This window comes from Streptomyces sp. NPDC059852 (assembly GCF_042731455.1).
Lineage (GTDB): Bacteria > Actinomycetota > Actinomycetes > Streptomycetales > Streptomycetaceae > Streptomyces.
Map to the genome: position 1 here is coordinate 68,082 of NZ_JBHWJK010000010.1, position 16,342 is coordinate 84,423.

General features: G+C 73.7%; 13 protein-coding genes. 9 read left to right on the plus strand and 4 right to left on the minus strand.

From position 1 onward, the window contains the following. Positions 1-43: 43 nt before the first annotated feature. Entirely contained in the window at positions 44-1,399 is a 1,356-nt protein-coding gene (locus ACFV46_RS15425; RefSeq protein ID WP_361924137.1) for an aspartate aminotransferase family protein, read from the minus strand. A 209-nt stretch (positions 1,400-1,608) separates the two neighbouring features. Between ACFV46_RS15425 and ACFV46_RS15430 the strand changes: the two genes are divergently transcribed. Then, positions 1,609-3,861: a serine/threonine-protein kinase gene (locus ACFV46_RS15430; RefSeq protein ID WP_385498530.1), complete on the plus strand. Its 2,253-nt coding sequence runs from the start codon at positions 1,609-1,611 to the stop codon at positions 3,859-3,861. Positions 3,862-3,865: 4 nt separating this feature from the next. Here the strand turns inward: ACFV46_RS15430 and ACFV46_RS15435 are convergent, their stop codons facing one another. Next, positions 3,866-4,618, minus strand: a complete 753-nt coding sequence (locus ACFV46_RS15435) for an SLATT domain-containing protein (protein WP_151785125.1) — start codon at positions 4,616-4,618, stop codon at positions 3,866-3,868. A 292-nt stretch (positions 4,619-4,910) separates the two neighbouring features. Between ACFV46_RS15435 and ACFV46_RS15440 the strand changes: the two genes are divergently transcribed. The 7 genes from ACFV46_RS15440 to ACFV46_RS15470 all read left to right on the plus strand — a co-directional run bounded on the left by ACFV46_RS15440 (position 4,911) and on the right by ACFV46_RS15470 (position 11,316). Further along, positions 4,911-5,252 (plus strand): YbaB/EbfC family nucleoid-associated protein, encoded by a 342-nt coding sequence (locus ACFV46_RS15440; protein WP_062739792.1) that lies wholly within the window; start codon positions 4,911-4,913, stop codon positions 5,250-5,252. An 88-nt stretch (positions 5,253-5,340) separates the two neighbouring features. Beyond that, positions 5,341-5,940 (plus strand): recombination mediator RecR, encoded by a 600-nt coding sequence (recR, locus tag ACFV46_RS15445; protein ID WP_055536881.1) that lies wholly within the window; start codon positions 5,341-5,343, stop codon positions 5,938-5,940. Beyond that, positions 5,933-6,595 (plus strand): DUF5063 domain-containing protein, encoded by a 663-nt coding sequence (locus ACFV46_RS15450; RefSeq protein WP_361924132.1) that lies wholly within the window; start codon positions 5,933-5,935, stop codon positions 6,593-6,595. The genes recR and ACFV46_RS15450 overlap by 8 nt, the downstream gene beginning before the upstream one ends. Before the next feature lie 189 nt (positions 6,596-6,784). Continuing rightward, entirely contained in the window at positions 6,785-8,062 is a 1,278-nt protein-coding gene (locus ACFV46_RS15455; RefSeq protein WP_062673681.1) for an aspartate kinase, read from the plus strand. Next, complete coding sequence (locus ACFV46_RS15460) at positions 8,059-9,111, plus strand: aspartate-semialdehyde dehydrogenase (RefSeq protein ID WP_361924130.1); 1,053 nt, start codon at positions 8,059-8,061, stop codon at positions 9,109-9,111. Before ACFV46_RS15455 ends, ACFV46_RS15460 begins: the two co-directional genes overlap by 4 nt. 478 nt (positions 9,112-9,589) lie before the next feature. Further along, entirely contained in the window at positions 9,590-10,192 is a 603-nt protein-coding gene (locus tag ACFV46_RS15465; protein WP_086866933.1) for a SigE family RNA polymerase sigma factor, read from the plus strand. A gap of 74 nt (positions 10,193-10,266) precedes the next feature. After that, on the plus strand, positions 10,267-11,316 hold the full coding sequence (locus ACFV46_RS15470; RefSeq protein WP_361924128.1) for a hypothetical protein: 1,050 nt from the start codon (positions 10,267-10,269) through the stop codon (positions 11,314-11,316). A 17-nt stretch (positions 11,317-11,333) separates the two neighbouring features. Here the strand turns inward: ACFV46_RS15470 and ACFV46_RS15475 are convergent, their stop codons facing one another. After that, positions 11,334-12,173: an SURF1 family protein gene (locus ACFV46_RS15475; protein ID WP_376727688.1), complete on the minus strand. Its 840-nt coding sequence runs from the start codon at positions 12,171-12,173 to the stop codon at positions 11,334-11,336. 131 nt (positions 12,174-12,304) lie between these two features. Between ACFV46_RS15475 and ACFV46_RS15480 the strand changes: the two genes are divergently transcribed. Then, on the plus strand, positions 12,305-14,140 hold the full coding sequence (locus tag ACFV46_RS15480) for a prolyl oligopeptidase family serine peptidase (RefSeq protein ID WP_385498532.1): 1,836 nt from the start codon (positions 12,305-12,307) through the stop codon (positions 14,138-14,140). Positions 14,141-14,228: 88 nt separating this feature from the next. Here the strand turns inward: ACFV46_RS15480 and ACFV46_RS15485 are convergent, their stop codons facing one another. Continuing rightward, on the minus strand, positions 14,229-16,130 hold the full coding sequence (locus tag ACFV46_RS15485; RefSeq protein ID WP_361924291.1) for an NAD-binding protein: 1,902 nt from the start codon (positions 16,128-16,130) through the stop codon (positions 14,229-14,231). Positions 16,131-16,342: the final 212 nt, after the last annotated feature.

Here is a 16,342-nt window from a genome sequence, read left to right on the forward strand (position 1 = left end):
GAGTTTTCGCGACGGCACCTTCCGTGCCGCCGTCGCCGAGGGGTTATTCCGTGTACTCGTCCGCCACGCCCAGAGCGGCGTCGAGGGCGGCCAGGCCCTCCTTCAGCTCGGCCTCGCCGACGTTGCAGGGCGGCACGACGTGGGTGCGGTTCATGTTCACGAAGGGCCAGAGGCCGTGCTCCTTCGCGGCGGCGGCGAAGGCCGCCATCGGCGCGTTCGCCTCACCGGCCGCGTTGTACGGCACGAGCGGCTCGCGGGTCTCCTTGCTGCGGACCAGCTCGACGGCCCAGAACATGCCGGTGCCGCGCACCTCGCCGACGCTCGGGTGCCGTTCGGCCAGCTCGGCGAGGGCCGGGCCGACGACGGTACGGCCGAGTCGCGCGGCGTTCTCGACGACGCCCTCCTCGGCCATCACCTGGAGGGTGGCGACGGCGGCGGCGCAGGCCAGCGGGTGACCGGAGTAGGTGAGACCGCCGGGGTAGGGGCGCCGCGCGAAGGTCTGCGCGATCTCCTCGGAGAGGGCGACACCGCCGAGGGGCACGTACCCGGAGTTCACGCCCTTGGCGAAGGTCATCAGGTCGGGCACGACGCCGAACAGGTCCGCGGCGAACCACTCACCGGTCCGGCCGAACCCGGCCATGACCTCGTCCAGGACGAAGACGATCCCGTGCTTGTCGCAGATCTCCCGGACCCCGGCGAGGTAGCCGGGCGGCGGGACCATGATCCCGGCCGTGCCGGGGATCGTCTCCAGGATGATCGCGGCGATCGTGCCGGGGCCCTCGAAGGCGATCGTCGTCTCCAGGTGCTCCAGCGCCCGCGCGCACTCCTGCTCCTCGGTCTCGGCGTAGAAGCGGGAGCGGTAGAGGTAGGGCGCCCAGAAGTGCACGACGCCTGCGGTGCCGCTGTCGGACGGCCAGCGGCGGGGGTCGCCGGTGAGGTTCACGGCCTGCTGGGTGCCGCCGTGGTACGAGCGGTACGCCGACAGCACCTTGGGGCGGCCCGTGTGCAGCCGGGCCATGCGCGTGGCGTGCTCCACGGCGTCCGCGCCGCCGTTGGTGAAGAAGATCTTGTTCAGGTCGCCGGGCGTGCGCTCGGCGATGAGCCGGGCGGCCTCCGAGCGCGCCTCGATCGCGAAGGCGGGCGCGAACGTCGTCATCCGCGCGGCCTGCTCCTGGATCGCGGCGACGACCTTCGGGTGCTGGTAGCCGACGTTGGTGTAGACGAGCCCGCTGGTGAAGTCCAGGTAGCGCCTGCCGTCGTAGTCCCAGAAGTACGACCCCTCCGCACCGGCGACGGCGAGCGGGTCGATGAGCTCCTGCGCGGACCAGGAGTGGAACACGTGCGCGCGGTCCGCGGCCTTCACGGCGGCGCCGGCCTGGGGGTTGGGCTGAGGGGTCATGCGCCCGAGGCTAGGCACCGGCGGCCCGCACGCGGAATCGGCGTCCTGTCTGCGGTCGGGGGGTTTTAGCGACAGGTTGTCGACGGGTGGGGGCCGCCGGCGGGGGCAGGACTTCCTGTTACCGAACCGTGGAGACCGGCTCGCTCACCCCGCACGACGCCGCACTATCGTGGGGCCGACGCATAGGCGGGGGCTGTTGGGGGCGTGCGATGGAGAAGCTGGGGCCGGGGGATCCGCCGGGGATCGGGGCGTATCGGCTGCTGGCGCGGCTCGGCGCGGGCGGCATGGGAGACGTGTACCTCGCCCGCTCCGCCCGCGGGCGCACCGTCGCCGTGAAGCTGGTCCGGCGCGAGCTGGCCGCGCAGGACGAGTTCCGGGCCCGGTTCCGGCAGGAGGTGCGGGCCGCCCGGCAGGTCGGCGGGTACTGGACCGCGCCGGTGCTCGACGCGGACACCGAGGCCGAGGTCCCCTGGGTCGCCACCGGGTACGTCGCCGGGCCGAGCCTGCAGCAGGTCGTCGGCCATGACCACGGGGCGCTGCCCGAGCGGTCGGTGCGCATCCTGACGGCGGGGCTCGCACACGCCCTGAAGGACATCCACGCCGCCGGCATCGTGCACCGCGACCTGAAGCCCTCGAACGTCCTCGTCACCATCGACGGGCCCCGCGTCATCGACTTCGGGATCGCCCGGGCCCTGGAGACGGTCGACGAGACCGGCCTCACCCGCACCGGCTCGCTCATCGGCTCGCCCGGCTTCATGGCGCCCGAGCAGGTGCGGGGCGACCGGATCACGCCGGCGTGCGACGTGTTCTGCCTGGGCTCGGTGCTCGCCTACGCCGCCACCGGCCGGCTGCCCTTCGGCTCGGTCGAGAGCGGGGCGCACGCCGTGATGTTCCGGATCGCCCAGGACGAGCCCGACCTGGAGGGGGTGCCCGAGGGCATCGCCGAACTGGTCCGCGACTGCCTGCGCAAGGCGCCGGAGGCCCGTCCCTCCCTGGACGCGATCCTGGAGCGCACGGGCGCCGAGGACACCGTCTCCGGGGGCCGCTCCCGCGACCCGTGGCTGCCGAGCGCCCTGGTCGCCCAACTGGGCCGGCACGCGGTACGGCTGCTCGACGCGGAGGATCCGGTGCCGGTCGGCTCCGCCGGTCCGTCAGGGGGTGGGGGTGACGTGTCCCCGGGACGGGAGGGGGAGCGGCAGGAGGTGGCCGAGGGCCCGGTGCGGCCCGCTCCGGGGTCCGGTCCGGGTCCCGGTTCCGCTCCTGGTTCCGGTCCTGTCCCTGGTTCCGGTCCTGGCCCTGGTTCTGGTCCTCGCTCCGGTTCTGGTCCTGGCTCCGGTTTCGGCAAGGTCGAGGCCGCCCGTGCGGCGGGGTCGGGTCCGGTCCCGGCGGCGCCCGCCGCGCCCGCCGCGTCCGGTCCTGCCGGTGCGGCTGCGGGCGGTCCGGCGGGCTCCGGGCCTGCGGCCTCCGGTGCCGGTCCCGTCGGCCCCGGACCCGCCGCTCCGCCCGCCCCCGGCGTTCCCCGTGTCCCCGGACCCGCCCGGCCGACCGCCTCCGGCTCGCCCGAGCACGCGTCCCCCGGGACGGGGACGCCGACGCACCAGTTGCCGACCGTCACCGCGCGGCCGGGCGGTGACACCCCGCCGCCCGGGCCTCCCGGCCGTCCGGTGGGAGCCTCCGCGCACGGTGCGGCCCCGGCCCACCCCGGTTACGGCGTCCCGCAGCAGCACCCCCAGCAGCACGGGTACGGCTATCCGCCGGCCGCACCGGCACCGTCGCCGTACGGCCGGGCGCCCGCGCACGGTGCCACCCCGCCGTACGGGCCGGGCGCGCCGTACGGGCCCACCGGGTACGACCCGGCGTCGCCGTACCAGCCCTCCCCGCCCGAGCGTGAGGGCCGCGGCGGCCGGTCCACCGTGGTGCTGGTGATCGTGGCCCTGGTCGTGGCCCTCGCCGCGGGCGGCTCCGTCTACGCGATGATGAGCGGCGGTCACGAGGACGAGGGCGGCGGCCGGCCGACCCCCGCCCCCACCACCGCCGGCGCCACGAAGGACCCGGCCGGCGACCCGACGACCGCCTCCCCGACGCCGTCCCCGAGCGCGTCGGCGGACGACGGCGCCGTACCCGCCGAGATGCTGGGCACCTGGAACGCCTCGATCGCCTCCGCCGACGGCGCGAGCAGCCGCCGGCTGACCCTCCGGCAGGGCGAGGTCGGCGACACCGTCCTCACCCTCGTCGCGGACGGGCCCGCCGGGAGCGGCACCTACCACTGCGAGTTCACCGCGAGTCTGGCCGCGGCGCCCGGCTCGGACGGCACGCTGTCCCTCGGCCCGTCCACGGTGACCGTCGGGGCGCCCCCCACCTGCTCCCCGGGCAAGGCCACGCGGATCAGGCTGCTGCCCGACGGCAGGCTCGAGCGGGTGACCGTGGGCAGCGGGGAGAAGCTGACCTACAGCAGGCAGTGAGCTCTCAGCGGGGCTCGGGCGGGCGCTGACGGGGCATGTTCGGGCGGGCGCCGTTCGCCGGGGGGACCGGGAAGCGGCCCGTGCCGGTCCCGGCGTCCTGCCGGGCGCCGCCGGACAGCGCCGACTGGATGCCGAGGGGCGCCGAACCCGTGCGGAACTCCACCATCCAGTCCGCCGTCTCCGCCCGCACCAGTTCGTTCAGGTCCTCCGAGAACCGCCGCAGCACCCCGAGGCACCGCTCCGCGGCCTCGCTCGCCGTGCCCTCCGCCGGGCCCAGGACCTCGCGCACGCTCTCCGTCGCCCAGTCGAACTGGAGTGCCTGGAGCCGCCGTTGGACGGCCTGGGCCGTGGCGACGTCCCTTATCCAGCCGGACGTCACCCCGAAGAACCGGTCGGCCGCGACACAGGCCACGGACAGCAGCAGCGCCAGATACCCCCAGCGCGCCGCCCCGTCCGCGACGCCCGTCAGATCGAGCAGCGGCAGCGCCGCCCCGGCGACCGCGCCCGCCGCCGCCCCGCCGCGCAGCGCCCTCGCCCCGCGCCGCTTCCACACCCGGTCCGCCAGATACCACGCGGCGGTCTCCAGCGCCCGGCGCTCCACCCACCGGTACAGCTCGTGCAACCGCACCGCGGGTTCCCCCCAGTCTCCGAGCGGGAAGACCCGTCCCGTCAGATCGCCCGGCCGAAGTCCGGGAGCCCCCTCGCCGCCCCACCCGTCGTGCGGCGACCTCTCGGGCTGCATCTCCGGCTGACCCACCCGGCACTCCCTACTGATCACGGTGCGTGGGACGTGCGCGCCGGGTACGACCCCCGTGGCGCACGGAACGTCACGCGACACCTGAGGCTGACGCGCCGGACCCTTCCTACCGCCCAATGGGTGGCGAAGAGATGTCTTTCGCGTCTTTTCCGCCCGGAAGTGGGTCTTGATCAGGTATAGGAATCCAGTTCTCCCGAGTTCCTCTCACTCGAAAGAGTGCCGGGGCGACGGCCGCCCGGAGCACGTAGGCTCGTGCTGAACGGGAAAGCCGTACAGACGCGAGGAGCTCGACGTGATCCCCGGTGGTGGCCAGCCCAACATGCAGCAGTTGCTCCAGCAGGCGCAGAAGATGCAACAGGATCTTCAGCGGGCGCAGGAGGAACTGGCGCGGACCGAGGTCGAGGGCCAGGCGGGCGGTGGCCTGGTGCGGGCCACGGTGACCGGCTCCGGCGAGCTCAGGGGGCTGAAGATCGACCCGAAGGCGGTCGACCCGGAGGACACCGAGACCCTGGCCGACCTGGTCGTCGCCGCCGTCCAGGCCGCCAACGAGAACGCGCAGACCCTCCAGCAGCAGAAGCTGGGCCCGCTGGCCCAGGGGCTGGGCGGCGGAGGCATCCCGGGTCTGCCCTTCTGACCCGGCGCGCGTCACCCGCCGCCTTCCACGGGCGGGGCCGCGCCAACTACCGTACGTACCGTAGGAACCCAGGAAGGACGGCAGTCCGTTGTACGAAGGCGTGGTCCAGGACCTCATCGACGAGCTGGGGCGGTTGCCCGGCGTCGGTCCCAAGAGCGCGCAGCGGATCGCCTTCCACATCCTCCAGGCGGAACCGACGGACGTGCGGCGCCTCGCGCAGGCCCTCATGGAGGTCAAGGCGAAGGTCCGCTTCTGCGCGACCTGCGGGAACGTCGCGCAGGAGGAGCTGTGCAACATCTGCCGCGACACCCGCCGCGACCCCTCCGTCATCTGTGTGGTGGAGGAGCCGAAGGACGTCGTGGCGATCGAGCGGACCCGCGAGTTCCGCGGCCGGTACCACGTGCTGGGCGGCGCGATCAGCCCCATCGAGGGCGTCGGCCCGGACGACCTGCGGATCAGGGAACTCCTCGCGCGCCTGGCCGACGGAACGGTCACCGAGCTGATCCTGGCCACCGACCCGAACCTCGAGGGCGAGGCCACGGCCACCTACCTCGCGCGCATGATCAAGCCCATGGGCCTGAAGGTCACCCGCCTGGCCAGCGGCCTCCCGGTGGGTGGCGACCTGGAATACGCGGACGAGGTCACCCTCGGCCGCGCCTTCGAGGGGAGACGACTCCTAGATGTCTGACGCCACGCTGCACGCGACCGAGCCGAACCCGGACGACTTCGCGGTCCAGATCGCGGACCAGATCGAGAGTTTCCTGGTCGCGGTGACGGAGGTCGCGAAGGGCGACGAGCCGGGCTCGACGGTGCCCTTCCTGCTGCTGGAGGTCTCCCAGCTGCTGCTGGCGGGCGGCCGTCTGGGCGCCCACGAGGACATCGTCCCCGACGAGCGCTACGAGCCCGACCTGGGCCCCGAGGCGGACGTGGACGAGCTCCGGGAGAACCTGGCCCGCCTGCTCGACCCGGTGGACGTCTACTCCGAGGTCTTCGACCCCTACGAGCCGCGCAGGGCCCCGGTCCCGGCCCGGATCTCCGACGACCTCGCCGACGTCATCACCGACCTGCGCCACGGCATGGCCCACTACCGCGCGGGCCGCACCGACGAGGCGCTGTGGTGGTGGCAGTTCTCCTACTTCTCCAACTGGGGCTCCACGGCGTCGGCGACCCTGCGCGCGCTGCACTCCGTGCTCGCCCACATCCGGCTGGACCAGCCGCTGGAGGAGCTGGACGGCCTGGACACCGACCAGGGCGTGATGGGCGACGAGACCCTGGAGTTCGAGGCCGGACGGGTCATGCAGCGGGAGATCGGCGGCCAGCTCGGGCTGAGCTCGGCGCCCTAGGTCATGTCCGACGAGCGCTCCCGCCCGCCGTGCGACCCGGAGTGACCTCCCCCACTTTCGGAGTGGCCCGCGCCCGACCGGGCAGGGACCATCCCGGAGCTACCGAATCTCACCATCTGGGAACCCGATGGTCGTTTTCGGACGCTCGGTAAACTGAGCCGACACACACGGACTGAGCGAGGAGCGCACGTGGGCCTTGTCGTGCAGAAGTACGGAGGCTCCTCCGTAGCCGATGCCGAGGGCATCAAGCGCGTCGCCAAGCGGATCGTGGAAGCCAAGAAGAACGGCCACCAGGTGGTCGCCGTGGTTTCCGCGATGGGCGACACGACGGACGAGCTGATCGATCTCGCCGAGCAGGTATCCCCGATGCCTGCCGGGCGCGAGCTCGACATGCTGCTGACCGCCGGAGAGCGGATCTCCATGGCCCTGCTGGCCATGGCGATCAAAAACCTGGGCCACTCCGCCCAGTCGTTCACGGGCAGCCAGGCAGGTGTCATCACCGACTCGGTCCACAACAAGGCCCGGATCATCGACGTCACCCCGGGCCGCATCCGGACGTCGGTGGACGAGGGCAACATCGCGATCGTCGCCGGCTTCCAGGGCGTGAGCCAGGACAGCAAGGACATCACCACGCTGGGCCGCGGCGGCTCCGACACGACCGCCGTCGCGCTGGCCGCCGCCCTCGACGCCGAGGTGTGCGAGATCTACACCGACGTCGACGGCGTGTTCACCGCCGACCCGCGCGTGGTCAAGAAGGCGAAGAAGATCGACTGGATCTCCTTCGAGGACATGCTGGAGCTGGCGGCGTCCGGCTCGAAGGTGCTGCTCCACCGCTGTGTGGAGTACGCCCGCCGATACAACATCCCGATCCACGTCCGGTCCAGCTTCAGTGGGCTCCAGGGCACGTGGGTCAGCAGCGAGCCGATTCAGCGAGGGGACAAGCAGGTGGAGCAGGCCATCATCTCGGGAGTCGCGCACGACACGTCCGAGGCCAAGGTCACGGTCGTCGGCGTGCCGGACAAGCCGGGCGAGGCCGCCGCGATCTTCCGTGCGATCTCCGACGCCGAGATCAACATCGACATGATCGTGCAGAACGTCTCCGCCGCCTCCACGGGCCTGACGGACATCTCGTTCACGCTGCCCAAGTCCGAGGGCCGCAAGGCCATCGACGCGCTGGAGAAGAGCCGGTCGCGCATCGGCTTCGACTCCCTGCGCTACGACGACCAGATCGGCAAGATCTCCCTGGTCGGCGCCGGTATGAAGACCAACCCGGGTGTCACGGCCGACTTCTTCAAGGCGCTGTCCGACGCGGGCGTGAACATCGAGCTGATCTCCACCTCCGAGATCCGCATCTCGGTCGTCACCCGCGCCGACGACGTCAACGAGGCCGTGCGGGCCGTGCACTCCGCCTTCGGCCTGGACTCCGACAGCGACGAGGCTGTCGTGTACGGAGGCACCGGGCGATGACGCACCGCCCGACGCTCGCGGTCGTGGGAGCGACCGGGGCCGTCGGCTCGGTCATGCTCCAGATCCTGTCCCAGCGCGCGGACATCTGGGGTGAGATCCGTCTGATCGCCTCCCCGCGCTCGGCCGGCCGCAAGCTGGCCGTGCGCGGGGAGGAGGTCGAGGTGGTGGCGCTCACCGAGGAGGCCCTCGCCGGGGTCGACGTCGCCATGTTCGACGTACCCGACGACGTGGCCGCCCGGTGGGCGCCGGTCGCCGCCGCGGCGGGCGCGGTGGTGGTGGACAACTCGGGCGCCTTCCGGATGGACCCGGAGGTGCCCCTGGTGGTGCCGGAGGTCAATCCGCACGCGGCACGGATGCGGCCGCGCGGAATCGTCTCCAACCCGAACTGCACGACCCTCTCCATGATCGTGGCCCTCGGCGCGCTGCACGCCGAGTTCGGGCTGCGCTCCCTCGTCGCCTCCTCGTACCAGGCGGTGAGCGGGGCCGGCCGGGCCGGCGTCGACACCCTGCGCCGGCAGCTGTCCCTGGTCGCCGGCACCGAGCTGGGGACCACCCCCGGCGACGTACGGCGGGCCGTCGGCGACGACACCGGGCCGTTCCCGGAGCCGGTCGCGCTGAACGTCGTGCCGTGGGCCGGTTCGCCGCGCGAGGACGGCTGGTCGTCGGAGGAGATGAAGGTGCGGGACGAGTCCCGCAAGATCCTCGGCCTGCCCCAGCTGCCGGTCGCCGTCACCTGCGTCCGCGTCCCCGTGCTCACCGGGCACTCGCTGACCGTGCACGCCGGCTTCGAGGGCGAGGTGACCGTCGCCAAGGCCCGCGAGATCCTGGCCACCGCGCCCGGCGTCGTCCTCTACGACGACCCGGAGGCGGGCGAGTTCCCCACCCCCGCCGACATCGTGGGCACCGACCCGACCTGGGTGGGCCGGGTGCGCCGCGCCCTCGACGACCCGACGGCGCTGGAGTTCTTCGTGTGCGGCGACAACCTCCGCAAGGGCGCCGCGCTCAACACCGCGCAGATCGCCGAACTCGTGGCGGCGGAACTCTCCTGAGGCGGCGGTGGCCGGAAAAACCCGCTGAGGTCCGGCCGTCGCGTTTGTAGGATCTGTGTGAAGAATGTGAGCCGATCGATGCTCCTGGCCCCTTGATCAGGAGCGTTGCGGCGACAGAAGATTTTTCTCCCCGTGCCTGCAACCGCTTGCAGGGCGGGGAGCGTCTTTGCGGTCGCCCTTCACAGGCGCGGAGACGCGTCTTTCCGGCGTGGGGACGCCACCGAGCAGGCGTGGGGACGCCCGTTCACAGATGAGGCACAAGGGAAGAGCGGGTAGGCATGTGGGCGTTTGACGCACGGTCGGTCGTGCTGCCTGGCACGCGAGGGCCGGTGGCGGGGACTGACGCAAAAGTGACGTCCGGCACGTACAACCCTCCAGGGGGGACGCGTGTCCAACTGGCGTGGCAGAGGTTCTCGACTTCAGCGCGGCGACCCGCGGTACGGCCCTACGGCCGCCCCGCCGTCCCGTCCGACCCCGCATGCCCGGTGCGCCCGGCGGCATGCCGGTGATCGCGCCCATGCCCGCAGCGCGGCCGACCCGCATCCCCAGTCAGCGTGACGGTTCCGAGGCGGAGAGCGCCGCGGCGGCCGGGACGACCGTCGACCACCTCACCGAGACCTACCGGGCGCACTACCGCTCGCTGCTGGGCCTCGCGGCGCTCCTCCTCGACGACACGGCCTCCTGCGAGGACGTCGTCCAGGAGGCGTTCATCCGGGTCCACTCCGCGCGCAAACGCGTCCGGGACCCGGAGAAGACGCTCGCGTACCTGCGCCAGACCGTCGTCAACCTGTCCCGCTCCGCCCTGCGCCGCCGCATACTCGGCCTGAAGCTGCTGTCGAAGCCGATGCCCGACATGGCGAGCGCCGAGGAGGGGGCGTACGACCAGCTGGAACGCGACTCCCTCATCAAGGCGATGAAGGGCCTGCAGCGCCGCCAGCGCGAGGTGCTGGTCCTGCGGTACTTCGCGGACATGACGGAGGCGCAGGTCGCCGAGACGCTGGGCATCTCGCTGGGCTCGGTGAAGGCGTACGGCTCGCGCGGCATCGCGGCGCTGCGGGTCGCGATGGAGGCGCCGGCATGAGCGGGGACCATAGCGGGCCGTCCGGACGGCCGGACGAGCATCAGCCGAAGCAATCGCACGCTGGGAACGGAACTGTGGACCACGGCCCCGAAGACCAGGGCCCGGACGGGCTCGAATCGGACGAGCTGGCACTGCGCCGCATATTGCACGACGCGGTCCAGGAGATCGAACCGCGCGACGGCACGCTCGAGCATCTGCGCCGGGCGGTGCCGGCCCGCCGGGCACGCAAACGGCAGGCGCTGGTGGGCGCCGCGGCCGCCGTGCTCTTCGTGGGCACGGCCGTCCCGGCCCTCGTGCACGTGTCGAACTCCGGCGGCGCCAACGTCAACTCGTCCAACGCCGGGCACGGCGAGCAGGCGCAGGGGGGCGCCGGCCAGGGCAAGGAGACGCAGGGCGGCGAGAGCACGTCCGGCGGCTCCTCCGGCGGCGGGCACGGCCAGGGCCAGGGCGGCGACAAGGGCAAGGACGCCGGCTCCGGCACCGGTCCGGGCGCCGGCACCGGCGGCTCCGACGACCCGCTGGCCACCAGCACGGCCGGGGTCCCGGCGTGCACCGCGGCCCAGCTCGGCGTGGCCGGCCAGGAGGCGGGCGGCCCCGACTCGTCCGGTGCGGTGTACGGCACCTTCCGCTTCAGCAACATCTCCACCGCCGACTGCACGGTGACCGGCCCCGGCTCGGTGTCGGTGTCCGCGGCGGGCGCGGCCGACGCCACGAAGGTCGGTCAGCTCCGGCATGCCGCGGGTGACCCGGCGGCCGGTCTGCCCGACCCGTCCCAGGAGCTCCCGGCCCTCGTCCTCAAGCCCGGCGGCTCGTACGAGGTGAAGTTCGCCTGGGTGCCCTCGGCGACCTGCCCGTCGGCGGGGGAGAGCAACGGCGGCGGTTCCGGCGGTCCGGACCCGACGCCCGACCCGACCGCGTCCGAAGGCGCCGGCGGCACCACGACCGGCACCTCGACGGGCGGCGACACGGGCACCTCCACCCAGCTGCTGGGCGAGGACCCGGCGGCCGACGGAAGCGTCACGGTCTCCAACACGACCGGGGCGGCGGCGCCCACGGCCGCGGTGACCGTGTCCAACGCGTGCGCGGGGACCGTCTACTGGACGGGCGTGCTGCCGGTCGCGTAGCCAGGGACCCGACGGGGTCAGGCGTTCGCCTTCTCCGGTGCGGTTCCCGCTCCCGGCTCGCCGGGCGCGGGAACCGTGCCCCCGGCGGCGGTCTCGCCGTCCGGGAGGATGCCGAGCTCCGCGTCCCGTACGGCCTCCGCCTCGCGGCGCAGCAGCCGGAACCACATGAAGACGACGAAGCCGGCGAACACGAACCACTCGCCGGTGTAGCCCAGGTTCTGGAACGCCTTCAGGTCGAGGCCCGAGTCGTTGACGGCGGCGACCGGCACCGCCTTCATCCCGGAGTCCGCCTTGGTCAGGGTGATCCAGGCGTCGTAGACGTCGTACGGCACCAGGTTGACCAGGGACGCGGCGCTGATCGCCGCGGTCTGGCCGGCGGGCAGGCCGCCCCGCGCGGGGACGCCGTTCTGGCCGGGGACCTCGGACGCCTGGAGCGCGCCGGTCACGGTGACCTCGCCCGACGGGGCGGCGGGGGCCTCGGCCGGGTCCGGGTCGCCGGGCAGCCAGCCGCGGACCACCGGGAGGGCCTTGCCGTCGTCGGTCCGCAGCAGGGTGACCACATAGCTGCCGCGCTCGCCGTCGACCTCGCGGTCCGGGACGAGCAGCTGCTCGGCGTACCGGCCGCGCGCGGTGGCCTGGCGGCCCACGGTGGCCTTGTCCACGGGCAGCAGCTCGGCGAGCGGCCGGGCGGGTTCGTCGCGGTTCTCCGCGGCCTGCTCGCCGGCGCCGCGGTGCTCCTGCACCCGGTCCTCGAACCGGCCGAGCTGCCAGGTCCCCATGAACACGCAGAACGGGATGGCGAGCAGCACGAAGACGTTGATCCCCCACCAGCGGGGCGTCAGCAGAAACCGGTACACGCCCCCAACGGTACGGTGCCGCGGGCCGGTGGCGAGGCGCGGGGTGCCGTCGTGGCCCGGCCTGCGCGAAGTTTTCCACAGGCTGGGGATCCCGGCCGCACGATGTCGTCCGGACCAGGCACTATGGGGTCATGACTGAGAGCCACGGGTCCGCTTCGCGGGATCACCGGAAGCAGGACGAGGACATGCCGGACTGGGAGCGGCGCTTCAGGGCGCCCCGGGTGTCGCTGCCCGACTGGGCGGAGGACGCCCCGGACCGCGCGCTGTTCGTGTCGAACGCCACGGGCACGTACGAGCTGTACGCGTGGGACCGGGCGACGGGCGAGCAGCGCCAGGTGACCGACCGGCCGAACGGCACGACGGACGGCGTGCTCTCCCCGGACGGCGCGTGGATCTGGTGGTTCGACGACAAGGACGGCGACGAGTACGGCGTCTGGCGTCGCCAGCCCTTCGACGGCGGTGAGGACGAGCCGGCGGCACCGGGCCTGGACGCCTCCTACCCGGCGGGTCTCGCCCTCGGCCGGGACGGCCGCACCGCGGTCGTGGGCCGTTCCACCGACGAGGAGGGCACCACGATCCACCTCGTGCGCACGGGCGAGCCGCCGGTGGAGATCTACCGGCACCGCGAGTCCGCGGGCGTCGGCGACTTCTCGCACGACGGCACCCTGATCGCCGTCGAGCACACCGAGCACGGCGACGCGATGCACGCGGCGCTGCGGGTGCTGCGCCCGGACGGCTCGACGGTCGCCGAGCTGGACGACACCAAGGGCGGCACCGAGGAGCTGGGCCTGGAGGTGCTGGGCTTCGCCCCGGTGGTCGGCGACGCGCGGCTGCTCGTCGGGCATCAGCGGCGCGGCCGCTGGGAGCCCCTGGTGTGGGACGTGGCGACCGGCGAGGAGACGGACCTGGCGCTGGAGTTGCCCGGCGATGTCAGCGCGGAGTGGTACCCGGACGGGACCGGTCTGCTGATCGTGCACAGCTTCGAGGCCCGCAGCGAGCTGTTCCGGTACGACCTGGGGCGGCGGGCGCTGGAGCGCGTCGACACCCCGGCGGGCTCGGTGTCGGGGGCGACGGCCCGGCCCGACGGCAGCGTCGAGTACCTGTGGTCGTCGGCGGCCGAGCCGTCGGCGGTGCGGTCCACGACCGGCCGGGTGGTGCTGGACCCGCCCGGCATGAGGTCCCCGGGCTCGGTCCCGGTGGAGGACGTGTGGGTGGAGGGGCCCGGCGGCCGCATCCACGCGCTGGTGCAGCGCCCGGCGGGCGCCGAGGGCCCGCTCCCCACGGTCTTCGACATCCACGGCGGCCCGACCTGGCACGACAGCGACTCGTTCGCGGCCGGCCCGGCGGCCTGGGTGGACCACGGGTACGCGGTCGTGCGGGTCAACTACCGCGGCTCCACCGGCTACGGGCGGGCCTGGACGGACGCCCTCAAGCACCGGGTCGGGCTGATCGAGCTGGAGGACATCGCGGCGGTCCGGGAGTGGGCGGTCGCCTCGGGTCTCGCCGACCCGGAGCGGCTCGTCCTGACCGGCGGCTCCTGGGGCGGCTATCTGACGCTCCTCGGCCTCGGCACCCAGCCGGAGGCGTGGACGCTGGGCATCGCGGCGGTCCCGGTCGCCGACTACGTGACGGCGTACCACGACGAGATGGAGGCCCTGAAGGCCATGGACCGCACCCTTCTGGGCGGCACGCCCGAGGAGGTGCCCGAGCGGTTCGAGGCGTCGTCCCCGCTGACGTACGTGGACCGCGTGAAGGCCCCGGTCTACATCTCCGCGGGGGTCAACGACCCGCGCTGCCCGATCCGCCAGGTCGACAACTACGTCAAGCGGCTGCAGGCGCGCGGCGCCGTGCACGAGGTGTACCGCTACGACGCGGGGCACGGCTCGCTGGTGGTGGACGAGCGGATCAAGCAGGTGCGGCTGGAGCTGGACTTCGCCGCGCGTCACCTGCCGGCACGCGGGAAGTAGCCGGACTCCGGGGCAGTCCACCCGGGAACCGGCGGCCCGGAGCCGGCCGTCAGGAACCGGCCGCCCGGAGCGGGTCCGAGCGGCCGGGTCATGTCCCCGCCCGCTCCCGGCCCCGGCGGCCGAGCAGTTCGGCCATCCCCTGGCGGGTGGCGGCCAGGACGACCCGGTCCTCGCGTCGCAGGACGTAGGTGTCGGGCAGGTCCCACACCCACCCGGACCGGGTGCCGGTCCGGTCGTCGTGGGGCCGCTCGGCGGCCGGGTCGTCCCGGCGTTCGCCGGGCGGGGTCCGGTCCAGGGCCAGCACCCGCCACGCGCCGGGCCGGAACGCCTCGCCGACGGTCCGGTCCTCCAGCTGGGGGTGCCCGCCCACCTCCAGCGTGGCGAACAGCAGCACCCGCCGCTCCACCGGGATGGCGCCCAGGATCTGCCGCCCCGCCATCGCCCCGGCGAACGCGGGCGCGGCCAGGTGCGTCACGCTGCGGCTGCGGGTGAAGCCGCGCGGGTGCGCGGCGCGCAGGGTGCGGTACACGGCCATGGCGAAGTCGTCGTCGTACAGCCGCAGGACGACCCGCAGGTCCGGGCGGACCGAGCGGGCGTACAGGGCCGCCTCCAGATTGGTCGTGTCCTCGCTGGTCACGGCGAGGAAGGCGTGGGCGCGGTGGATCTTCGCGGCCTCCAGCACGCCCTCCTGGGTGACGTCGCCGAGCACCACCGGCACCCGCAGCCGCCGTGCCGTGGGCATGCCGCGCGCCTCGGGGTCGGACTCCACGCACACCACCGGGATGTGCAGCTCGCGCAGCCGCGTCAGCACCCTGGTGCCGATCTTGCCCAGCCCCAGCAGCACCACATGGCCGCCCAGGCCGCGTGGCGGCTTGCGCAGCGCGGACGCCGAACGGAACGTGCCGAGGGCCTCCAGCACCGCCGCCAGCAGCACCGGGAGCAGCAGCAGGCCGGTCAGCCCGGACAGCAGCTGGAGGATCTGGTGGGCCAGCGGCTGGTGGAGCGCGGGCTCGTTGATCGCGAAGAGGTCGAGCAGGGTCACATAGGTCGCGTGCAGCGGGTGGTCGCCGCTCACCACGGTCAGCGCCACCGCGAGTCCCGCCACACAGGTCACCAGACCGGCCAGGGACCAGCGCAGCCGCCGGGAGAACAGGGAGCCGAACGACGGCATCAGGCTCCGCCCGCCGCGGCCCGGGGGCATCGGCGGACCGGCGTAGGACACCTGCTCCAGGACGACCGTGCCGCGTCCCCCGGCCGCCGCGACCTGGGCGGCGTCCGGCAGCATCAGCGGGCCCCGCTCGCCGCTGCCCTCCGAGCCGTCCGTACCGGCCGGGTCGCTGCGGGTCGAGGACAGCAGGGCCAGGGTGGCCAGGTCGGCGGGGCGGGTCTCGCCCGGCGGTCGTTCCACCGCACGCAGTAACAGGCCGTCGGTCTGCACGACCTTGCTGGTGCCGGCGACGGCCGTGGCGGTGAGCGCGGGGGCGGCCGTGTCGGCGTCCGACAGCACGGTGGTGGAGGCGTCGAGGCCGCCCTCGCCGGAGCCCGCCGCCAACGCGGCCGCCTGGTCGAGGAGTTCCTCGATGTGCTGGCCGAGGCGGCGGTTGTAGAGACGCAGGACGAGGCGCAGACGGGGGTTGAGCCGGCGGGCGGTGAGGGCGGCGCGGATGTTGGTCTCGTCGTCGTCGTAGACGAGGGCGAGGGCGGCGGCCCGCTCGACCCCGGCCTCGGCGAGGGTCGCCTCGGTCGGCTCGGCGGCCTCCAGCACCCGGGTGCCGCCCGGTTCGCCGGGCACCGGTGCCGTGCCCGCGCGGTTGACGGCGGCGGTCACCGCGCCCAGCAGCGCCGCCGACGCGGCCCGGGCCCGCCCGACCACCGGCGGCCGTACGGCCCGCTCGGACGGCGGCACGACGAGGGTGACCTGTTCCCGGTACACGCCGCGCAGTTCGGCGGCCAGCCGGTGTGCGAGCCCGTCGTCGCCGCACACCACCATGTGGGCGGTGCTGTCACTGATCGAGGTCTGCTGCGGAACTGCCACGAGGGAGAAGCCTGCCTCATCGTGATCGGTTGTTCCACAGCCTGTGAACTCCCGTGGCTCACGCCCCCGGTGGGCCCTTGGCGGGACCGGCCGTCATCGCGCGCGGGGACGTTCTCCGGAGTACCGCGAGAACGCGATCCGGTGCCCGATCCGTCCTTCGACCACGA

Coding starts and splice junctions, on each gene's coding strand:
- ACFV46_RS15430 (WP_385498530.1), top strand. CDS start 1,609: ATGGAGAAGCTGGGGCCGGGGGATCCGCCGGGGATCGGGGCGTATCGG.
- ACFV46_RS15425 (WP_361924137.1), bottom strand. CDS start 1,399: ATGACCCCTCAGCCCAACCCCCAGGCCGGCGCCGCCGTGAAGGCCGCG.
- ACFV46_RS15485 (WP_361924291.1), bottom strand. CDS start 16,130: ATGGTGGTGTGCGGCGACGACGGGCTCGCACACCGGCTGGCCGCCGAA.
- ACFV46_RS15465 (WP_086866933.1), top strand. CDS start 9,590: ATGCCCGGTGCGCCCGGCGGCATGCCGGTGATCGCGCCCATGCCCGCA.
- ACFV46_RS15450 (WP_361924132.1), top strand. CDS start 5,933: ATGTCTGACGCCACGCTGCACGCGACCGAGCCGAACCCGGACGACTTC.
- ACFV46_RS15460 (WP_361924130.1), top strand. CDS start 8,059: ATGACGCACCGCCCGACGCTCGCGGTCGTGGGAGCGACCGGGGCCGTC.
- ACFV46_RS15480 (WP_385498532.1), top strand. CDS start 12,305: ATGACTGAGAGCCACGGGTCCGCTTCGCGGGATCACCGGAAGCAGGAC.